Source organism: Mesorhizobium sp. M0808 (genome assembly GCF_040320025.1).
Lineage (GTDB): Bacteria > Pseudomonadota > Alphaproteobacteria > Rhizobiales > Rhizobiaceae > Mesorhizobium.
Map to the genome: position 1 here is coordinate 105,916 of NZ_JAMYOX010000012.1, position 19,242 is coordinate 125,157.

The window sequence follows — 19,242 nt, forward strand, 5'->3', positions numbered from 1 at the left end:
CTTTTTGGATAGTCATCGTTTGCTCCCAGTTTCATAGCCCCTCTTTTTGCCCTGGCGGGGAGATTAACTGCCGGTGCATTACGCGAGTCAATCGATTAAACGACCACTCCGCAGTCGCGAGGGCGGGAAGCAAGCCGACAATTTCAACGTTGGAACGGCTTACAGAGTGCCGGCAACACAGCCGCCCTTTCGTCGGGCTGCGTTGATCGCGTCCATGTTGCCCTTCAGCTCGCCGATCTTGGCTTCACGTGCCTTGATGTCTGTGTTGTCCATCATGCTGCCAACCGGCAAGCCAAGCCAAAACACGCCGTCCACGTCATGGCGGGCAGTTCTGTCTTGTACGGCCATTATCGGCGCGGCCGGAACTCGTTCGGTAAAGTTCCGCTTCCAACTGGCTGCAGGATTTGCCCGCATATACGCTGGACGAAACCAGCATGGGCGTGATGTCGGCTGGGCGAGTAGCGCAGCCCGACAAAACGCTGATGGCTACAAACGCACATAACTTGTTTTCATGCTTCCCCCCAAAATGCCCACGGCGAGCATGCGGTGAGGGCGGGACGAAGTCTTTGTGCCTTGACGGCATGCGGAATATATTCCTATTTTGCGGGATGCCGCACCGTCGCCGACATGAACAGATTTCCGAGTATCATCTCGCCAAGATCGAGCGGCAGGCTTGGCTTTTGACGGTAGAACTGCGTGATGCACAGTTGGCGCTAAAGCCATTTCATGAGCATTGGGACGTGATCGACCGGCTGCACGGGGATATAAAGCGGGCGATCAATCTGCTGAACGGCCGACCGGCGGATTATGAGGAGCCGCACGCGGCGCCGATGTCGAAGGGGTAGCGCATTGCTGCTCGGGTTGCCTAGTGCCGCGTCAGCTCGAAGACCCGATACCAGAAGTCGTAATCGTCTTTGCGGCCGTCAGCACGCGCGGAGACAGCGCACCAAGCCGCCGCCAGCGCGGTTTTATTGTGATCAGTGGTCGGCTGGGCTTTGTTGTGATCCGCTGAGGCGGGTTCGTCTCGTTTCGCCATGACGCCTTCCGACTGGCGCGTCTTCTCGTTCGTCTCGTCCTCCGGCTGGGTCAGGCCGAAAGGATTGGCCGTGGGCATGCCGGCATGCTTGTCCGTCTCGGCCTGCTTCTTTTCGGACGCCGGATATTTCCTGGCGCCGGTTTCGTAATTGTAGTGCTCGGGTTGGATGGGTCTCGCGGCCATGAACCTCTCCTTCGGGTTCGAGTCCTGGTTGATATGTGTCAACCGGCGGGCCCGCCGAATGTTCCTGGCTGCGGTGCCAGCCGCCGCTGACGAGCCGCAATGTAGGATCAGTCGAGACTGATCTGCGTTCCCTTGGCGCCGTTCAGCAGCCGCTTCAGATGGAAGCTCGCAAGCTGGTCGTCCGAGCGCGTGCCGACCTGCGCGGCGAATGCGCCGAGCGCGCCGAGGTCGGCGGCCTCCAGCTTGGCGAAGGCGTCGAGATAACTGGCCGTCGAGGGATCGTCATATTGCCCGGGCAGCAACGGCTCGAAGGCGCGCAGCGCCTCCCTCCTGCCCCGCAGCACGAGATCGCCGACCGGCCGCCCGCTGAAACCGTCGATACGCCCGGCAGCACTTGCACTGACGCAAATGCGCGTGCCCAGCTGTTTGTTGGCGGCTTCGAGACGCGCCGCGATATTGATGGTGTCGCCATAGGCCGTGTAGTCGAAGAAACGGCCGCCGCCGAAATTGCCGACCAGCGCCGGACCGGCATGGACGCCGATGCGGGTGGCGCCGAGCGTGATCCCCTTGGCGCGCCAGACGTCACGGAACGACTGCGACAGCGCGTCGAGCTCGAGCGCGCAGGCGATCGCGCGGGCGGCATGATCGTGCTGTTCGCCAGGCGCGCCGAACAGCACATACAGCGCATCGCCGACGATCTTGGCGACGGTTCCTTCATGCGCGAAGACGATATCGGTCATCCCAGCCAGATAGTCGTTGAGGAGCGTGCCTAGCGTGGCTGGGTCGATCGTCTCCACCAGCGCAGTGAAATCTGTAATGTCGGTGAACAGCGCGGCGACCTCACGCCATTGCCCTGCGAGCGCCAGCCCGTCGATGTCGCCGGCCAATCGCTCGGCAAGGTTGGGCGAGAAATAGCGCGACAGCGAGGCATGCGCGCGCTCCGCGACCGCTTGCCGCCGCTGCGCCTCGTGCAGCACCTCGCGATGCTTCAGCGTCTTGGCGATCGTGGTCTCCAGGTCGGCAAAGTCGATCGGCTTGGTGATGAAATCGAAGGCGCCGCGGTTCATCGCGGTGCGGATGTTGGCCATGTCGCCATAAGCCGAAACGATGACCGTCGAAAGCTGCAGCCCCTCGGCCTGCTGCAGCTTCTCCAAAAGCGACAGGCCGTCCATGCGGGGCATGTTGATGTCGCACAGCACCATGTCGATGTCGCTGTTGCCGTCGATGACGGACAGGGCGTCCACTCCATCGCTGGCAAACAGGAAAATGACCGCGCCGTCGCGGATCTGGCGACGGAACTTCTGAACGATCAAGGCCTCAAGGTCGGGCTCGTCGTCGACCACGAGGATACGCGCTGTCACGCCACCATTCCCAGCCGCGTCTCGATCTGCTGCCTGAGCGCCGCAAAGTCGATCGGCTTGGTCAGCAGCGCTTCGGCGCCGTTCTCCAATGCCTTGCGCTTGGTTTCGGCGTCGCCGTAGGCGGTGATCATGATGACCGGGACTTCGGGCCGCAGCACCTTGATCTTCGGCAACAGCTCAAGCCCGCTCATGCCGGGCATGTTGATGTCGGACAGCACCAGGATCAGAGTCACCCCTTCGGCGCGGTCGATCTGCCCCAGCGCATCGGCCGCCGATTGCGCGAACTCCATGGTGAAGCGGCTGGCTCGGATGTCGCGGCGGAACTGCTGGCGAAGCAGCGGCTCGACGTCGGGCTCGTCGTCGACGACCAGGATGAGGAGGCTCATGCTTCACCTGCCGATTTTGCGAGCGAGGCCGCGGCGCGCGGCAGCACAATCCGGAACTCCGTGAACTCGCCTGGCTGGCTGTCGACGTCGATCGTGCCGGCATGCTGCTTGACGACGATGTCGTGGCTGAGCGACAGGCCGAGCCCGGTGCCTTCGCCTGCCGGCTTGGTCGTGAAGAACGGATTGAACATCTTCTCCTTTACCTCCGGCGGAATGCCGGTGCCGTTGTCGCGGATACTGATCTCGACACGGTCGCCGAGACTCCTGGTGGCGGCGGAGAGCGTCGGCTCATAGCCCGCGCCGTTCGCCGACGCGCTGCGCTTGGCGGTTGCGTAAAAGCCGTTGGAGATGAGGTTGAGAAGCACCCGCGTGATCTCCTGCGGGTAGAGATCGACATCGCCCGCCTGCGGGTCGAAACTCCGCGTCAGCGTGACGTTGAACCCCGGCTTTTCGGCGCGCGCGCCGTGATAGGCAAGGTTCAGGCTCTCCTCCACCACGGCATTGATGTCGATCGGGCGATGCTCCCCCGAACCCGCCCGCGAATGCAGCAGCATGTTCCTGACAATGGAATCGGCTCGCTTGCCGTGTTGCACGACTTTGTCGAGATTGCCCTTGAGCATGCCGGTAAGTTCGGCGACCTCGTCGCGCACGGACTCCTCCAAAGGCGCTCCGGCCAGCACGCTGCTCAAATCATCGATGAGTTCGCCGGAGAGCGCCGAGAAGTTGTTGACGAAATTGAGCGGGTTCTTGATCTCGTGCGCAATGCCCGCCGTCAGCTGGCCGAGCGAGGCCAGCTTCTCCGTCTGCACGAGGCGGTCCTGCGCGGTCCTCAGATCTTCGAGCGAGCGCGACAATTCGCGGGTGCGCGCCTGCACCTCGTCGAACAAGCGGACATTTTCGATGGCGATCACCGCCTGGTCGGCGAAGGTCTTGACCAGCTCGATCTCCCTCGTCGTGAAAGGATTCGGCTCGGCCCTGATCATGGCGAAGACGCCGATCAACTCGTCCTGCCTCAGTAAAGGCACCGCCAGCACCGTGCGTATGCCGCCAGCCTCGGCGACTGCCCCATGTGTGTATTCGGGGTCGTCCAGGATGTCATCTATCTGGATGATGCGCCGCTCTTCGACGGCACGCCCGACAGCCGATCCGCGGCCTGGTTGTGTCGGATTGGCGTCACCGTAGGCGCGGAAGGTCGCCGGAAATCCGCACATGGCGACATACCGGAAGCCGCCGTCGATCAGCCGCTCCAGTGCGCCCTTGTCGGCGCGACACAGCCGCACTGCGGACTCCGTCAGCGTATCGAGCACCGTCTGCAGATCGAAGGCGGAGCGGCTGATTACCTTCAGCACGTCGGCGGTCGCGGTCTGTTGCTGCAGCGCCTCGCCCAATTCGCGGGTGCGCGCCTGCACCTCGTCGAACAGGCGGACGTTCTCGATGGCTATCCCGGACTGGTCGGCAAATGTCTCGACGAGCTCGATCTGCCTCGGCGTGAAGTCCCGCACCTCGGATCGCGTCAGCGCGAACACGCCGACCGGCGCGCCTTCGCGCAGGATCGGAACGCACAGAATGGTCCGGTAGCCGCCGAGCTTCTGGAGCTGCGTTGCCCCGTATTCCGGGTCGGCGAGCACGTCCGAAACGTGGATGGCGCGCGCTTCGAGGGCCACACGTCCGGTGACGCTGTCGCGACTGGCGGCGAAGGGATTGGCTTTGGCGAAAACCGCGGCCTCAGGCAAATTGGCGTAGTCGGCGGACCACCGGTAGAGATCGCCGTCGCGCTTGAAGATGACGCTCGTGTCCGCGTCGCACAGCTTGGCCGCGGATTCCGCGAGCGTGTCGAGAACCGGCTGCAGGTCGAAGGTCGAGCGGCTGATCGCCTTCAGCACGTCGGCCGTCGCCGTTTGCTGCTGCAGCGACTCGCTCAATTCCGCCGTGCGCGCCTGTACTTCGTCGAACAGGCGGACGTTCTCGATGGCGATAACCGCCTGATCGGCGAAGGTTTCGACGAGTTCGATCTGCCTTTCGGTGAAGGGCCGCACCGTCGAGCGGGTGAGCGAGAAAACGCCGATCGGAAGCCCCTCGCGCAGCAGCGGCACGGCCAGCACCGTCCGATATCCGCCGAGCCGCTGTCCTTCCCGCAGCGTGTACTCGGCGTCTGCCAGCACGTCCGGAATCTGGACGGCTTTGCCTTCGAGCAGGACGCGGCCGACTCCGGTGCCGCGCCCCGGCACGTGCACAAAGCCGCTGAAATATTCTCCCGTCTCGGCCGGATAGCCGTAACTCGCCGCCTCGACGAATTTGCCGTCCGTCTCACGCACGATCGAGGCGTTGTCCGCTTCGCACAGCCGGGTCACCGATTCGGCCAGTGCGTCGAGCACTGCCCGGAGGTCGAAGGTCGAGCGGCTGATCGCCTTCAGCACGTCGGCCGTCGCCGTCTGCTGCTGCAGCGACTCGCTCAGCTCCGCCGTGCGCGCCTGCACCTCGTCGAAGAGCCGCGCGTTTTCGATGGCTATGACCGCCTGGTCGGCGAAGGTCTGGATCAGATCGATCTGTTTGTCGGTAAAAGGTTGGACATTCTGGCGGGCCAGCACGAGCACGCCGATCGGATTTCCCTCACGCATCAACGGCACACCCAGCACCGTCCGGAACCAAACCTTGCTGGTCGATTCCAGGAACGTGTATTCCCGATCGGCTAGGACATCGGCCACATGCACGATCTTGCGGTCGAGCAATGCCCGCCCGACCACGCTGCCGCGTCCGGGCGCCAGGCGCTTGTCCTTGACGTACTCCTGCCAATCCGAAGAGAGATTGTAGTTGGTCGCGTAATAGAAGCCTTCCCCCTCCTGCCGGGTGATTCCCGCCATGTCCGCCTCGCAAAGCTGTGCAGCCGATTGCGTCAGCGTGTCGAGCACGGTCTGCAGATCGAAGGCCGAGCGGCTGATCACCTTCAGCACGTCGGCCGTCGCTGTCTGCTGCTGCAGCGCTTCGCCCAATTCCGCCGTGCGCGCCTGCACCTCGTCAAAGAGACGGACATTTTCGATGGCAATCACCGCTTGGTCGGCGTACGTCTCGACAAGCTCGATCTGCTTTCCAGTGAAGGGTTTTACGACGGGCCGGGTGAGAACGAAGACGCCAACCGGAAGTCCCTTGCTGAGCAGCGGAACGCCAAGACAGGTGCGATATCCGCCGAGCTGCTGGTATCCCAAGGCTTTGTATGCTGGGTCCGCCAGGACGTCCGCGATATGGATCGTCTTGGCTTCGAGAGCCACTCGTCCGGTGATGCTGTCCTGAGCGACAGCGACGGGATTTTCCCTCGCATACTGCTCGTATTCCTCCGAGAAACCGAAACTGGCGGCGAAATGATAGAGATCATCGTTTCGCTGGAAGATGGCGCCCTTTTCGGCCTCGCAGACTCGAATGGCAGATTCGACAAGCGTGTCGAGCACGGTTTGCAGATCAAAGGCCGAGCGGCTGATCACCTTCAGCACGTCGGCCGTCGCGGTTTGTTGCTGCAGGGCTTCACCCAATTCCGCCGTGCGCGCCTGCACCTCTTCGAACAGGCGGGCGTTCTCGATGGCGATCACCGCCTGATCGGCGAAGGTCTGGACAAGCTCGATCTCGCGATCGGTGAACGGGCCGACTTCTGGCCGGGTCAAGGCGAAGACGCCGATCGGCTGACCCTGACGCATGAGCGGAACGCACAGGATCGACGCGAAGCCGCCGAGCTTCGCGACCTCGGGGAACTGGTGTTCGGTATCCTGTGACGCGTCGGGAATGTGAACCACCGACCTTTCCAGCGCCGCGCGCCCGACCCATGAGCCGCGCCCCACGACGTCCGGATGCGCCTCTTCGAAGGCGCGGAACTCGGGCGACTGGCCGTGCGCCGCGCCGAGGCGGTAGACGCCGCCATCCAGCATGTAAATTCCCGAGGTTCGGGCGTTGCAGAGCCCGGCCGCGGACTCGATCAGCGCCTGCAGGACGCTGCTCAGATCGAAGGCCGAGCGGCTGATGACCTTGAGCACGTCGGCCGTCGCGGTCTGCTGCTTCAGCGCTTCGCCCAGTTCAGCCGTCCGCGCCTGGAGCTCGTCGAATAGGCGAACGTTCTCGATGGCGATAACGGCCTGGTCGGCGAAGGTTTGCAGCAGCGCAATCTGTCGCGCAGCAAAGAGGCCCGGCAGTGATCGGGCGACATTGATGGCGCCGATCACGCGGTTGTTCTTGAGCATTGGCACTGAAGTGATGGAGCGGGCATTGACGGCCTTCGCCACGTCGCCAATTGCGTAGTCGGGATCCGCCTGGACGTCGGGTATCTGCTCAAGCTTGCCGCTCATCACCGCCCGGGAAGTGGTGCTGGTGCGACCGGGCGGCATGGGATAGGCGCGTGCCATGGCCTCATAGCCCACCGGCGAAAGCCCGTGCTGGGCCACGAAATGGATGAGCTGGCCGTCGAACCTGAAGACCACGCAGTACTCTGCATCGCAGAGACACGCAGACCTTTCGGCGATCATGTCGAAAACCGGCTGCAGGTTGGTCGGCGAGCTGGAAATGACGCTGAGGATGTCGTTCGTCGCCGTCTGCTGCTCCAGCGATTCGGTCAGCGCCCGGTTGCGCGCTTGCACCTCGTCGAACAGGCGAACGTTTTCCAACGCGATCAAAGCCTGGTCCGAAAATGTCTGAACCAGCTCGATCTCGCGCTGGCTGAAGGGCTTCACGGTCGGGCGTGCCAGCACGAAAACACCCGTCACATTGCCATCGCGGATCAACGGAACGCCGAGAAGCGTCCTGAAGTGGCCGACCTGCGGGCCCCCGAAAGTATATTCCGGATCGTCGAGAGCGTCGGGGATATGCACGATCGAAGCGGTCAGCGCGGCACGCGAAGTGACGGAGCCACGCCCCGGGCGCATCGGGTGTTGGCTCATATATTCGTAGAACTCTTGCGTCCAGCCGACTTGCATCGCCGGCCGGAAAACGTCGTCATCGCGCAGGTAGATGCATCCCATCGCCGCGTGACAGAGATCGGACGCGGACTTCACTAGCGTGTGCAGCACTGCGTCGAGATCGAACGCCGAACTGCTGATCGTCTTCAGCACCTCGGCCGTCGCCGTCTGTTGCTGCAGCGCCTCCGTCACCTCACGATTGCGCGCCTGCACCTCGTCGAACAGGCGGACATTCTCGATGGCAATGACGGCTTGATCGGCGAAGGTCTTGAGCAGGTTGATCTGCTTGTCGCTGAAGGGCCTGACCTCATTGCGCCGGATGACGAGCACGCCGATCGCCTTGTCATCGCGCATCAGCGGCGTGGCGACAATAGTCCGATGCTCGGCATGTTGAGCCATGGCTTGACCGACGGGAAATTCCTCGCCGGAAGCGAGAAGGTCGTGAATATGCAGCGTCTCGCGGTCGACAAAGGCGCGACCGGTGACCCAGTTGCGTGCGATCGGCTCAGGCGGCATGTCCAACGGGATAGGCCCGTAATGCGCCTTGACGGCAAGCGCTCCGTCCTTCGGCAGGAAGATCGCCACATCGTTGGTATCGCAGAACTGCGCGGCACTTTCGGCGACAACCTGTAGGACCGGCTGGATATCGGTCGGCGACGACGCGATCACTCTGAGGATCGCACCTGTTGCCGTCTGCTGCTCAAGCGCTTCGGTCACTTCGTGGTTGCGCGCCTGCACCTCCTCGAACAGCCGCACATTTCCTATCGCGATGACGGCTTGGTCGGCGAAAGTCTTGAGCAAGCTAATCTGCTTGTCGCTGAACGGCCTTACCTCGGTGCGGCGAATGACAAGCCCTCCGATCGCTTCGTCCTCACGCAGGAGAGGCGTCGCGAGAATTGTCCGGTGACCTAGCCGCCGGGCCATCGATTGGCCTGTGGGGAACTCGTCGCCGGCGGCAAGGAGGTCATGCACATGCGTTGGCGCACGATCGATCACGGCTCGGCCCGTGACCCAATCCCGCGCGATTGGGAAAGCGGCGAAGTCGACCGGGATCGGCCCGTGATGGGCTCCCATGACCAGCAATTCGCCGTGTCGCAGGAAGATGATCGCGTCGAACGCGTCGCAGAGCTGGGCAGCTCTTTCCGCGACCGCGTTCAGAACGGGTTGTATATCGGTCGGAGATGCGGCGATCACGCGCAGGATTTCGCTCGCTGCCGTCTGCTCGGCGCGCGATTCACTCAGCTCCCGGGTGAGCAGCGCTATCCTGGCTTCGAGTTCCGCGATGGAGTCCCGCACGGTCTCTGTCCCCGACCAGTGGCGCTTGAGCGCGGCGCCGTGCCACCAAGCCACTGAGCCATGGACAATAAGCCGAATGAGACTGGGAAACTAGGCTTTTGCCCGAAACCGCGCCTTCTGGCCGGCGCCCGTCACCTGAGACGGATGCGCAGTCCTTGCCTCCTCGGGTGGCGGCTCCCAGCCGAAGACGCTGCGGCCGCCATAGGAATGCGAGTTGTGCAGCTCCTCGGCGGTCGATGCATGAAAGAGCCGATCTGCGAAACCGCTACCGATGGAGCGGGCCGGCTCGGTCGCGCCATAACCGGCCGTTCGGCGTGAGTGGTCCAAAACGGCCGGGGTCTAGCGTAAAGTGGAAATAGCGCACCGACAGCTCAACTCCACGGCAGCCACTGCGCGAAACGCTCAATTCTGCCGCGGGCCCAGCCAGCGATCCTCGACCTCGCGCGAGCGCGCCTCGTAAGGATTTCGGACTTGGACCGAGCGATCATATCGTTATGCCTGGCGTAGCCGGCCATATACCGGTCAAGCGCTATTGCGGATTCTAGGTCGTGAACCCATAAAGGGTTGCGGAGTGAGCGGGCTCATGCTCTGACGGTGCAGCAAGCCGATCCGCGAGACACTGATGCGTAGCGAGAACGTCGAGATACTATCGGACAAGACCAATGCCGCTGTCATGCGGCATCCTGGTCGGGCCTTCCCCGGCGTTCTCGTTCAGGGTGACAGCCTTTATATTCTGTGTCAGCGAGCGGATCTGGCCTGCAAGGAAGTCGGGCGAGGTTCGCCGGGTTACGACGAACTGAATGATCTTCGCAACGCTCTGTGGTCATATCTCAACCATTATAAGGTTACACTGCTGGAGCACGACATAGCGCTTCCCTTCTCAGAACAGCAGGCACCCTGAAGCCGGCCTTTCAATATCGTCGCTGATGTGATTCAGCGGCTGTATGAGCCGATATGATCTGACCGACTTCGAATGGCGCGTGATCCAACCGCTCCTGCCCAACAAGCCGCGAGGCGTGCCGCGCGTGGACGACCGCCGCGTGCTGAACGGCATCTTCTGGGTGCTACGATCAGGCGCACCGTGGCGCGACCTGCCGGAGCGTTATGGACCGCGCACGACCTGTTACAACCGCTTCGTGCGATGGCGAAAAGCAGGCGTGTGGCATCGGCTCATGGACGCTGTCAGTGCCGCGCATGACGGTGAAATCCAGATGATCGACAGCACTTCTATCCGGGCGCACCAGCAGGCTGCGACAGGAAAAAAGGGGATGCAGATCAATGTCTCGGCCGCTCCCGAGGCGGGCTCACGACCAAGATCCACGTGGTCGTCGATGCGTGCGGGCTGCCGATCCGGCTCGGCCTGACAGCAGGGCAAGCCCATGACGGGCAGATCGTCGATACACTCCTCGACCACCTCGGTCCGCGCGCCATCGTGCTGGCGGACAAGGCCTATGATGCCGACCGCATCCGGGAGCTGATCCAGCAGCAGGGTGCCACGCCGAACATCCCGGCCAAGCGCAACCGGAAGTGGAAACCCTGCTTCAGCAAGCGGCTCTATCGCGAGCGCAACCTGATCGAGCGGTTCTTCTCCAAGCTGAAGCACTTCCGTCGCGTCGCCACCCGCTACGACAAGCTGGCTGCCAACTTCCTCGCCATGATCCAGCTCGCTTCGATCAGGCTATGGCTTCGCGCTAATGAGTCTACGGCCTAATTCGCGCCCACAACCGACGCTATCTTTGACCAGATGCCGGATCGGAGCTTGGCTCCGAAGTGAATGCCACGCGTATCGTATCGCGCAGCCCGGCGTCGCGCTCGCGTTGCCGGGCGCGCAGACGGCCTGCGGCGCTGACGAGGCCAGGATGGCCGCGCATCCGCTCCCCCGCCAGCCGATTCGTCCAGAGTATCCGCGCATCCGCGTCGACCTCGATCAGTGGGCAGTTTGCTTCCGTAACGCCGCTCTCCATCAGGACCATGCACCCGATTTTCCAGGCGCCCTCGAGCCGATGCATGATCTTGAGCAGCCGCTTGCGATCCTCGCCAGTGTCGGTTCCGATCTGGTCGTAAGTGACCCAGGCCATATTCCCGTCGACGATGACGTTGACCTTTTCCCACCGAACGCGCTCCGCGAAGGCTTGTTTCTCCGGGAATCGTTCCACGATCTTCTTGATCCGCGCAGCAATCGCGTCCCAGCCTTCGTCGACTCGCACGCCGAGCGACGCGAAGGCTTCCATCCGGCGGGTCTGCGGCGACTGCACCCAGTGGCTCGCCAGCGCCTCGAAATCGCGCTTCAGCCAAGCTTCGGTCTCGGCGCGGATCACTGTCAGGATCGCGGCCCTGTCGACCTCGCTGTCGTCCATCCCGCGATCTCCGGTGACGTCAGTTCGCAGCATAGCACGGCTGGCCAGTCGTGGCATGAGCCGCCTCAAATCAGGACGATGCCGATCACCAGGACTACGCTGGCCGTCATGGCGATCGACCGAAGCAGCCCCGGGCCAAAGCGGGGCACGGCGAGCTGCTTCGAATAGTAGCGGTTTTCGGCTTCGGCGTTCATCGGCGACCGACGAGCCGAAGTTTGAAGGTTCGCGGCAACGAGACTGTAGATATCCATGACGTCCTCCGATCCTAGGTTCATCACAGACATCCTGACACGAGCAGCGGCTTTGACCTGTCATGCGCGCGGACGACAGGAGCCGAATTCCAGTCACATCCGGAGATGGACACCCCGAGCGGCGCGCCAAACATCAAAAGCTGTTCCGCTTGGAGTGTCGGCTCTCGGTGAAGCGAACCTTCGAGTGACCGCTACCGGCCCAAGTTCACCAAACCGGACCTTGCTGGGCCGATTTGGCGGCTCGTAAGCGGACGTTGACCGAAACCAGTGACTTTGACCCTCTCGCGACCCACGGAAAGTTGAACGTCTCTCCCTAAGCTGACACTCAAGAACACGCGTCGCAGCAGCCGGATTGGCTGAACGGAGCCAAGTATGATCACCCAATGTCGGATTGAACGCCTCCCGATCGTCCTCGATACAGAACCAGCTCGACGGAAGAATATCGAGGAGGAGGAGAGTTCTAATGGTGAACAAGGAGCGTGACGCTGAGGCACACATCCAGGCGCTTATCGAGCGCTGGGCGAACGCCGTGCAGCAGCAAGACCTGGAGACGATCATGGCGGATCACGCGACGGACCTCGTGATGTTCGATGTCCCACCCCCGAACGAACTTCGTGGAATTGAGGCTTACCGGGATAGCTGGGGTCCGTTCTTCGACCACTTCAAATACGGCGGCGTTTTCGCGATCGAGCGGCTGGATGTCACGGCGGGCGACCGGGTTGCTTTTGCAACCGCATTGCTGCGGTGCGGTACGAAGGACGAGCTTGAAAAGGATCCGGCAACCCGCCTTCGCCTCACCGTCGGATTGCGGAAAGAGGGTGACCGCTGGATCATCGCTCACGAACACCACTCGTACCCATACAAGTAAGCCATCCTTGCGGTCGTCTTGCTGCAAAACGTGCGAGCACAGTCTGAGGCTGGACAGTAGCCAGCGAAATCTACGACACCGATTGAACCTTGAGCCCCAAGCACGACACGGTGTCATCGAACAGGAGGAGGATACCCATGGCGGTTCTAAAAACATCAGAGCCTGAAGGTCAAGACGAGACAACTCCCCGGCCGTGGGCGCGAAAGATCGCCGCGATCAGGAAAGCCGGACGGATCGTCGCCCTGACCGGGGTCATACTGCCGCTTCTCATGATCGGCGGGATGAAGTTCACGAGGGTCGAGATCGAGGCGTTGAGACCGCTGATCGGCGGCACGCCTTGGCTCGCCTGGATGTATCCGGTCTTTGGTGAGGCCGGTGCCTCTTATGTGCTTGGCGTCGTCGAGATCGCGACCGCGCTTCTGCTGATTGCCTACCCCTGGTCGGCGCGCGCCGGTGTGGCCGGCGGGGCCTCGGCCGCGCTAATTTTCCTGGTCACCTGTTCGATCATGATTGTCCTGCCGATCTGGGAGCCTGCGCTGGGCTTTCCAGCGCTCGGTCCCCTCGGCCAGTTCCTAATCAAGGATATCGCGTTGCTCGGCATCGCGCTTGTCGTACTGGGCGAAAGCCTGAACAGATTGGACAGAGGGGCTACCTAAGCGAATCCAGGTCGAAGGCGAGTGGCAGAACATGTCATCCATTTATACGGGCCAAATGGCGGGGCTCCACCTTACCGCGCCCTTCGACTCGCTTGGGACAAGCCCGCGAGTCCGAAAGCGGGCCGGTGTTCATGCTTTGATTTTTCTATCGTATATCGGTGCCCGCTTAATGTTCAGGGGCCACAATGGGCAGTTTCGCGACCACCGCAATCATGGCGGTTGCTGCGGCGTATTTCTGACCCAGCCTATGGGGCTATCCGCTTGCCGAATTCTGCCAGAGCGCATTGAAGTATATCTAAATGAGCCGAGCGGGAGGGGGATATGCACGTTGCTCGTGTTTATCTGCGGGTCAGTACGCAAGGGCAGGATCTTGATCGCCAGGAATCGATCATCGCTGAGGCGAGGGATGCCGGGTACTACATCGCCGGCGTCTACCGCGAAAAGGCATCCGGCGCTCGCGCCGACCGGCCGGAGCTGCTTCGTCTAATCGCGGACCTTCAGCGGGGGGGTTGTCGTTGCGGAGAAGATAGACCGCATCAGTCGTCTACCTTTGCCTGAAGCTGAAAAGCTGATCGAAACAATTCGGAATAAGGGTGCTCGTCTTGCCGTACCTGGTGTGGTGGATCTTAGCGACATCGCGGCCAGCGCCGACGGCGTCGCCAAGATCGTGCTCGAGTCCATTCAGGAAATGTTGCTGAAGCTCGCCCTGCAAATGGCTCGAGACGACTTCGAGGATCGCCGCGAACGCCAGAGGCAAGGTATCGAATTGGCAAAGGCGGGCGGGAAATATGCCGGACGCCAAGCTGACCTGGTGACACACGAACGCATTATTGTCTTCCGGTCTGGCGGCAACAGTATCAGCAGGACGGCGAAGCTGACCGGCTGCAGCGAAGCGCAGGTGAAGCGTCTGGGCTCGACATCAGAAGGAAAGCGGGAAGCAGGAAATGTTGTCGCAATAGTTGAGTTCTGCGACTGTGCAAAAGTCAGTTGCAAAACCGTCGCTTTGATCGGGAGTTTTCGCGACAAGGAAAGGTCGCGAGAGGTGGTTTTCTTCCGTAGCTTCCCTCGATCGGAATGAGAAAAAAGCGCCATTTCCGGGCATTCTCCAAGTGATTATGATGCGGCGAGCGCAGCTCTAGGATCGGTTCCAATATTCGCTCTATGATGACAGCCATTGCTGGAACGGTTACCGCTCTGTCTGCTGGTCGACACGATGCTGCGCATCAATGGGCGCAATGGCGCCATGAGCTCCGGCGGGCAACGCGGTCGCCGATCTGACGGCGATCGAGCCACGGCCGGGTGAAACTGGATTCGAGTCGAAACACGTTGTTCCTAGCCAATTTCGTTCAGCGTTCTCGGTGACATCGCGATGATCGCCACATACCTCCTCGATCGCAGTTCGGCCTACTCGTCGCGGAAATTGCGGCCGGAAGGTTGGCCGCAGATGAGGGTGAGCATGCATCCGGGAACTGCATCTAATGTCAGGCATTGACAGGATGTCGCGTTCCAAGCCCACGGCAGGAGCTCGTCGAGGCCGGTTGACGGGATGTCCGTCGACCATGCGCTAGAGGACGTCGGCGGGATACGCGAAGGGCTCGACGCCCGTTGAGCTTGGCGGCCTCGAGCAGCGAGTACAGGATCGCCCACCGGTCGCCAACGCCATCACCTTTACTCCCGCGAGAACGATCACCATGGCCTGATCTCCCTGCGCTCGACCTGTGCCCGAACTGCGTCCCGATGGCTGCCGGCAACGCCGGCAGCCAGACAGATCGATCGCCATCATCTTGTCTGGCGGCTGCACAAGGTCATGCAGCAGGAGTGTTGCCGGTGTGTCGTCCGCGAGCGCGACAGGCGCACGTTCGCGCGCTTCTCTTGGGTCACACCGAACTGGCGAGGGGTAGACCTTGGCAGGGGTTGGGGCTTGCTGTTGCGAGTGCTTTGCCGACTCTGTTTTGCATTTTTTTCCGATAGGCAGCGAGCCGGGGTGAGTCTCCTATTCCGACGTCGCGGCGGTGGTGGTGGGAATGAGTGGACCGGCCAGGCCCAGGACGAGGTTGCCTCCGTGCAGCACGGCGACGACACGCCCGCGGCCAGCCCGACCGTCGAGTTGTTTCTACGCGATATCGGACGCAAATCGGCGGGGCTTACGCGCTCGGCCGTCTGAAGAGCCCGAAACGTCAGTACGAAAGGCTGCTGATTGAGCCCTGGCTGATAGCCCGGGAGTCTGTTGTCAAACTGAGGGCGTAACATCGGCAATCAGATTGACGGTGGTGCTCGAGGGCTTCTACGGCCACGCCGAACAGGCCAACGTAAGTGTGCGTAGATATGGAAGAATAAATGTTCCGTATGCCATCGCGGTTAGGCCATAGTGCCGTCTGCCACATTTGTACCCTCGGATTACCCATGCGGAGAACAATACAGGCGGCAATCTGCGCACATTTTTGAGGAGAATAAGCTGGATATTCTCCGCATGAAGTGCGGAGAATGAATTCCTATATCCACGAGCTGTCGGACTGGCCACAGTTCCGATGGAGCCACTAAGTGCTCGCGGCGCGGTTAGCGGCTGTGCGTCACCATCAGGGATGATTGATCGGCCGCATGGAGGGGCTTGGCTTCCAGCTCCGCGCTGAGGCTGCCCTGCACCGCGTGAAACAATGAAGGATCGTTGCTGTGATACCGCTCCGAAGTCCCCCGCCGCCGTCCCGATAACCGCTTCTCCTTACGCGGCTTCCTGTCCGGCGGCTGGCTGCAGGGCCGTGAGATACTCGGCAGCGGCCTGCGCGTTCGCAGCGGCCGTGATGATGGCTCTTTTGTCATTCTTAAGGACGGCGAGCCAGCTCGCCAGGTAGGCGGCTGTGTTGTCGCGCGGATCATGCGCCACGCCCAGGTCGGCACACAGGAACGATGCTGCGAACTCCGCAACGAGCTCCTCGAGGGCATAGCCTTCACTGCCGAACCTGCCCGTCAGATCGCGGTCCAGGCGATGCTTTGCGCCGGACCAATGCGAAACCTCGTGTAGCAAAGTCGAGTAGAGGTGAACCTCGCTGTCGAAACGCTCGCGGTCAGGCATGAGAATGTCGTCGATGGTGGGCCGGTAGCAGGCTTTGGTGCCACCGTAGCTGACGCTTGCGCCGGTGTTCTGGACGAAGCTCTCGACGGTCTCGATGTGGGGAACCGGATTGCCCGGGAGCTCCTCGGCCGGCCTGAAGAAGCGATCCGGCAGGTTCTCGATCTGCTCAATATTGAAGACGATGTAGCCCTTCAGATATGGAAGCGCGCGGTCTTCGTCGTCTTCGTGATCCTTCGGCGTGAACGTGCCGTACTTGACGACGAGGGTGCCTTTTTCGCCCTTGCGGACTTGACCACCGAAGTCCTGGGCCTGCCGGTAGGTCATCCAGGTGTTTTCCTCGTAGCCGAACATCTGGCCTGCGACCCACAGCATGATGACGTTGATGCCGCGGTAGGCTTCTCCGGTCACGCGCCGCGGGACGATCGCGCTGCGGCGGGCATTGCCGCGCCACGGGCGGATCCAGGGTTTGGTGCCGGCTTCAAGCTGTTCGACAATAGTGTCCGTGATGCGCTGGTAGGTGTCCTTGATGTTCTGCATGGCCGTCTCCATCCGTTGGTTGACGGCAAAGACCGGAGATAGCCGAAACGAGCTCATGCACCCGTAGGGCTGCAACGGAGTGGAGGACCGCGTCAGCGGTTGCATGGGGGAGGGGCTATCGTAGCTTGTCGGTCAAATCACCCGACGGATGGAGACGGCCGGCCGCATCGATCACGCCTGGCCGGTCAACTAGAGGGCATAGCGTTGAAAGTCCGCTAAACAACGCCAAGCGGATAACCTAATGAAAGCAGTTATTGGCGGCATCCGGGGCCATGATCGTTTTCCGGGAAGGACCAGCCGGCGTCGCAGTGAGGGGATGGACGCTTCAGAGATGTCAAAGAGAGTAGCCTGTTCGGCTGACCCGCTCAGAAATTTCTGCCGAAATATTTCACCAAGCGCATGGTGGTTATCACCGCTCGCGCGAGGTGTTGAAGTTCCACATGCCGACGCCCTTCCGGTTCCTGCCCGCATGGCAGACCGGGCCGATCAAGTTCGACGTGCCCGGCATCTTCCGTCTCGGCGGGGTCGATATCCGCCGGCCGAAGTTGATCCGCTATCTCGACGGCATCTAAGGAGGCGATGATGAAACACCAACAACCAGGCAGGCCCGCGCGTATCAACACCACCAGCGGTCCGGTTCTCCTCGATCCGGCCCAGACCGTCGATGTCGACGTGAGCGCAGCCGAACAGAAAGTTGCCAAGGCAACCGGCTGGTTCTCCTTTGCCGGTAAGAATTCGTCCCAGTCCGACGAATTCCTCCAAGGCAAGGGCGCCGACACGGAACGCGAGGACCTCAAGAAGCAGGCGGATAAGCTCGGCATCGACTATGCCAAGAACATCCCGACCGACAAGCTCAAGGAGCTCGTCGGTCGCCAAGTTGGCGGAGTGACCGGCGTTAGGTGCGGCCGGCAACTGCCGCACCTCACGATGCTAAGGAGCAAGCTGAAGCGTCTACAATGATGGAACGAAAATATCCCGCCATGGTTATATGTACGGATGGGTGGGGTGTATGTGATGAGTAGATATAGATCACTACACAATGCTGCTATGAAGCTCAAAGAGGACATTGGTATCTTCGCCCCCGTTGTCTGGCTTCTTGGGTTCTATGTGCTTGGAGCGATCGCGATCTTTTCTTTATGGCTCTTCGACGTGTTCTAACCGCGCCTGCCAAGTCCATCGAATCTGGCGGCCGATGTGGGGGCCGCCAGAAATCCAAATGGAAATGCCAGGACAGACTGTTATCAATCCTTCAAGGCATCTCGAATTTTGTCTTTCGCCTTACCAACGCCTTTCTGAAGGCTGCCTTCAGCCTTGTCAGCGGCTGCATCAGCGCGAAGCTTATCATCGCCCGTTGCCTTGCCCATCTTGTCCTTCACCTCGCCGCGCAGTTTCTTCGCGGAACCCTTAACCTCGTCCTTGTGCATAGCTTTTCTCCTTTTGCAGAAATCAACGTGAGCGGAACCTGAATGTTCCAGAGCGTGAGGGTTCGTCATGGCTGGATACGGTGACGATGCAGGCTTCACAGCCTATGCGGCCGCAGCCGGCTATACCGTGCCTGTAGGGACGATCTCTGCGGCTCGCCAGCGCGGCAGCGCCTATATCGACGGCACGTATGGGATGCGCTTCCCCGGCCAGCCTACAGGCGGTCTGGCGCAGGAAAGAGCATGGCCGCACACCGGCGCCACCGTCTACGGCTCGACGCTTGCCAGCGATCTGATCCCGCAGCGGATTATCGATGCCTCGTATGAGGCCGCCTACCTCGAACTGGTCAATCCCGGCTCGCTGCGAGCGCTATGTCACCGATTCGGATGGCATGGTCCATGTGCCATCGACCTATACGGTCGGCCGCCGGCCGCTGATCGATGGCTATCCGCCGGAGGGCCGCGAGACCTATCAGCGCTCCATTCCCGCTGGCGACCGCGCTCGGCCGGGCGCATTAAGAGGCGCGCTTCACCTACACCTGCACGTCCTGCAGAAGCTGGCCTTCCCGATCGAGGTGACCGCGCCGACCGTCTATTCCGACATCGTTCCGGCGCCGGCAACGCTGACGCCGCTGACCCCGGAAGCGCCTTAGCAACCCGCGCCCGGCGGTTCCGGACAATCTCCCAAAAAGCAACTCGAAAGGAACGGCCAGGACAGTCACCGTCGATCCTTGTGGGCGGCAACTGCCGTGCCACAATCAAGCGCACCATCGACGGTGCCGAAGACAGCGTTCAGATCGGCCCTAACGAAGAAAAGCCGGTCTGATACTTCTGAAAGTGATTAGAAATGGTAGTTCAGACCGACGCGGACAATTTGCCCATCATT

The 19,242-nt window shown here is 61.6% G+C and carries 16 protein-coding genes and 3 pseudogenes; 11 read left to right on the forward strand and 8 right to left on the reverse strand.

All coding sequences use genetic code 11. The annotated features are described in order from the left end of the window. The first annotated feature begins 434 nt into the window (after positions 1-434). Complete coding sequence (locus NKI25_RS16450) at positions 435-845, forward strand: hypothetical protein (protein ID WP_352998732.1); 411 nt, start codon at positions 435-437, stop codon at positions 843-845. A 20-nt stretch (positions 846-865) separates the two neighbouring features. Here the strand turns inward: NKI25_RS16450 and NKI25_RS16455 are convergent, their stop codons facing one another. The 4 genes from NKI25_RS16455 to NKI25_RS16470 all read right to left on the reverse strand — a co-directional run bounded on the left by NKI25_RS16455 (position 866) and on the right by NKI25_RS16470 (position 9,196). Then, positions 866-1,219, reverse strand: a complete 354-nt coding sequence (locus NKI25_RS16455) for a Y4oE-related protein (RefSeq protein WP_352998733.1) — start codon at positions 1,217-1,219, stop codon at positions 866-868. Between the two features lie 107 nt (positions 1,220-1,326). After that, the gene (locus NKI25_RS16460) at positions 1,327-2,580 is read right to left on the reverse strand and encodes an adenylate/guanylate cyclase domain-containing protein (protein ID WP_352998734.1); all 1,254 of its coding nucleotides are present in this window, start codon (positions 2,578-2,580) and stop codon (positions 1,327-1,329) included. Further along, the gene (locus NKI25_RS16465) at positions 2,577-2,966 is read right to left on the reverse strand and encodes a response regulator (RefSeq protein WP_352998735.1); all 390 of its coding nucleotides are present in this window, start codon (positions 2,964-2,966) and stop codon (positions 2,577-2,579) included. The genes NKI25_RS16460 and NKI25_RS16465 overlap by 4 nt, the downstream gene beginning before the upstream one ends. Beyond that, positions 2,963-9,196 (reverse strand): GAF domain-containing protein, encoded by a 6,234-nt coding sequence (locus tag NKI25_RS16470; RefSeq protein WP_352998736.1) that lies wholly within the window; start codon positions 9,194-9,196, stop codon positions 2,963-2,965. Before NKI25_RS16470 ends, NKI25_RS16465 begins: the two co-directional genes overlap by 4 nt. Before the next feature lie 622 nt (positions 9,197-9,818). Between NKI25_RS16470 and NKI25_RS16475 the strand changes: the two genes are divergently transcribed. Beyond that, a complete protein-coding gene (locus NKI25_RS16475; RefSeq protein ID WP_352458679.1) occupies positions 9,819-10,097 on the forward strand; it encodes a DUF6959 family protein in 279 nt (92 codons plus the stop codon). Positions 10,098-10,140: 43 nt separating this feature from the next. Next, a protein-coding gene (locus tag NKI25_RS16480) for an IS5 family transposase (protein ID WP_352622789.1) occupies positions 10,141-10,907 on the forward strand; the annotation gives its coding sequence in 2 pieces (ribosomal slippage) (positions 10,141-10,453 and positions 10,453-10,907; 768 coding nt in all). A 37-nt stretch (positions 10,908-10,944) separates the two neighbouring features. Here NKI25_RS16480 and NKI25_RS16485 read toward each other — a convergent pair. After that, positions 10,945-11,610 (reverse strand): annotated as a pseudogene (locus tag NKI25_RS16485) (Cif family virulence factor); the annotation flags it as partial. 8 nt (positions 11,611-11,618) lie between these two features. Continuing rightward, positions 11,619-11,828 (reverse strand): hypothetical protein, encoded by a 210-nt coding sequence (locus NKI25_RS16490; protein WP_352830538.1) that lies wholly within the window; start codon positions 11,826-11,828, stop codon positions 11,619-11,621. A gap of 439 nt (positions 11,829-12,267) precedes the next feature. On the opposite strand from NKI25_RS16490, the gene NKI25_RS16495 reads away from it, so the two are divergent. The 4 genes from NKI25_RS16495 (at position 12,268) to NKI25_RS16505 (ending at position 14,406) form a co-directional block, all read left to right on the forward strand. Beyond that, positions 12,268-12,672 carry a YybH family protein gene (locus NKI25_RS16495; protein WP_352998737.1) on the forward strand — a complete coding sequence of 135 codons (405 nt, stop codon included), beginning with the start codon at positions 12,268-12,270 and terminating at the stop codon, positions 12,670-12,672. 137 nt (positions 12,673-12,809) lie between these two features. Then, a complete protein-coding gene (locus tag NKI25_RS16500) occupies positions 12,810-13,328 on the forward strand; it encodes a DUF417 family protein (protein WP_352998738.1) in 519 nt (172 codons plus the stop codon). 321 nt (positions 13,329-13,649) lie between these two features. Further along, entirely contained in the window at positions 13,650-13,886 is a 237-nt protein-coding gene (locus NKI25_RS36465) for a recombinase family protein (protein WP_502897387.1), read from the forward strand. Beyond that, positions 13,879-14,406, forward strand: coding sequence for a recombinase family protein (locus tag NKI25_RS16505; RefSeq protein ID WP_502897388.1), 528 nt, complete (start codon positions 13,879-13,881; stop codon positions 14,404-14,406). The genes NKI25_RS36465 and NKI25_RS16505 overlap by 8 nt, the downstream gene beginning before the upstream one ends. Before the next feature lie 1,641 nt (positions 14,407-16,047). Here the strand turns inward: NKI25_RS16505 and NKI25_RS16510 are convergent. Further along, positions 16,048-16,935, reverse strand: a complete 888-nt coding sequence (locus NKI25_RS16510) for an ArdC family protein (RefSeq protein ID WP_352998739.1) — start codon at positions 16,933-16,935, stop codon at positions 16,048-16,050. A gap of 390 nt (positions 16,936-17,325) precedes the next feature. Between NKI25_RS16510 and NKI25_RS16515 the strand changes: the two are divergent. After that, positions 17,326-17,507 (forward strand): annotated as a pseudogene (locus NKI25_RS16515) (major capsid family protein); the annotation flags it as partial. Between the two features lie 7 nt (positions 17,508-17,514). Continuing rightward, a complete protein-coding gene (locus NKI25_RS16520; RefSeq protein WP_352998740.1) occupies positions 17,515-17,895 on the forward strand; it encodes a hypothetical protein in 381 nt (126 codons plus the stop codon). Positions 17,896-18,176: 281 nt separating this feature from the next. On the opposite strand, the gene NKI25_RS16525 is transcribed toward NKI25_RS16520, so the two are convergent. Then, positions 18,177-18,359 (reverse strand): CsbD family protein, encoded by a 183-nt coding sequence (locus NKI25_RS16525; RefSeq protein ID WP_352789641.1) that lies wholly within the window; start codon positions 18,357-18,359, stop codon positions 18,177-18,179. Positions 18,360-18,426: 67 nt separating this feature from the next. On the opposite strand from NKI25_RS16525, the pseudogene NKI25_RS16530 reads away from it, so the two are divergent. Both NKI25_RS16530 and NKI25_RS16535 read left to right on the forward strand, forming a co-directional pair. Next, positions 18,427-18,720, forward strand: a pseudogene (locus NKI25_RS16530) (DnaT-like ssDNA-binding protein); the annotation flags it as partial. After that, complete coding sequence (locus tag NKI25_RS16535) at positions 18,680-19,009, forward strand: hypothetical protein (RefSeq protein WP_352998763.1); 330 nt, start codon at positions 18,680-18,682, stop codon at positions 19,007-19,009. The pseudogene NKI25_RS16530 and the gene NKI25_RS16535, both read left to right, overlap by 41 nt. Positions 19,010-19,242: the final 233 nt, after the last annotated feature.

Bases quoted from the DNA above. Each gene is read 5' to 3' on its own strand.
- NKI25_RS16450 (WP_352998732.1), top strand. From the start codon at position 435: ATGGGCGTGATGTCGGCTGGGCGAGTAGCGCAGCCCGACAAAACGCTG.
- NKI25_RS16455 (WP_352998733.1), bottom strand. From the start codon at position 1,219: ATGGCCGCGAGACCCATCCAACCCGAGCACTACAATTACGAAACCGGC.
- NKI25_RS16465 (WP_352998735.1), bottom strand. From the start codon at position 2,966: ATGAGCCTCCTCATCCTGGTCGTCGACGACGAGCCCGACGTCGAGCCG.
- NKI25_RS16475 (WP_352458679.1), top strand. From the start codon at position 9,819: ATGCGTAGCGAGAACGTCGAGATACTATCGGACAAGACCAATGCCGCT.
- NKI25_RS16490 (WP_352830538.1), bottom strand. From the start codon at position 11,828: ATGAACCTAGGATCGGAGGACGTCATGGATATCTACAGTCTCGTTGCC.
- NKI25_RS16495 (WP_352998737.1), top strand. From the start codon at position 12,268: ATGGTGAACAAGGAGCGTGACGCTGAGGCACACATCCAGGCGCTTATC.
- NKI25_RS16500 (WP_352998738.1), top strand. From the start codon at position 12,810: ATGGCGGTTCTAAAAACATCAGAGCCTGAAGGTCAAGACGAGACAACT.
- NKI25_RS36465 (WP_502897387.1), top strand. From the start codon at position 13,650: ATGCACGTTGCTCGTGTTTATCTGCGGGTCAGTACGCAAGGGCAGGAT.
- NKI25_RS16510 (WP_352998739.1), bottom strand. From the start codon at position 16,935: ATGCAGAACATCAAGGACACCTACCAGCGCATCACGGACACTATTGTC.
- NKI25_RS16520 (WP_352998740.1), top strand. From the start codon at position 17,515: ATGATGAAACACCAACAACCAGGCAGGCCCGCGCGTATCAACACCACC.
- NKI25_RS16525 (WP_352789641.1), bottom strand. From the start codon at position 18,359: ATGCACAAGGACGAGGTTAAGGGTTCCGCGAAGAAACTGCGCGGCGAG.
- NKI25_RS16535 (WP_352998763.1), top strand. From the start codon at position 18,680: ATGAGGCCGCCTACCTCGAACTGGTCAATCCCGGCTCGCTGCGAGCGC.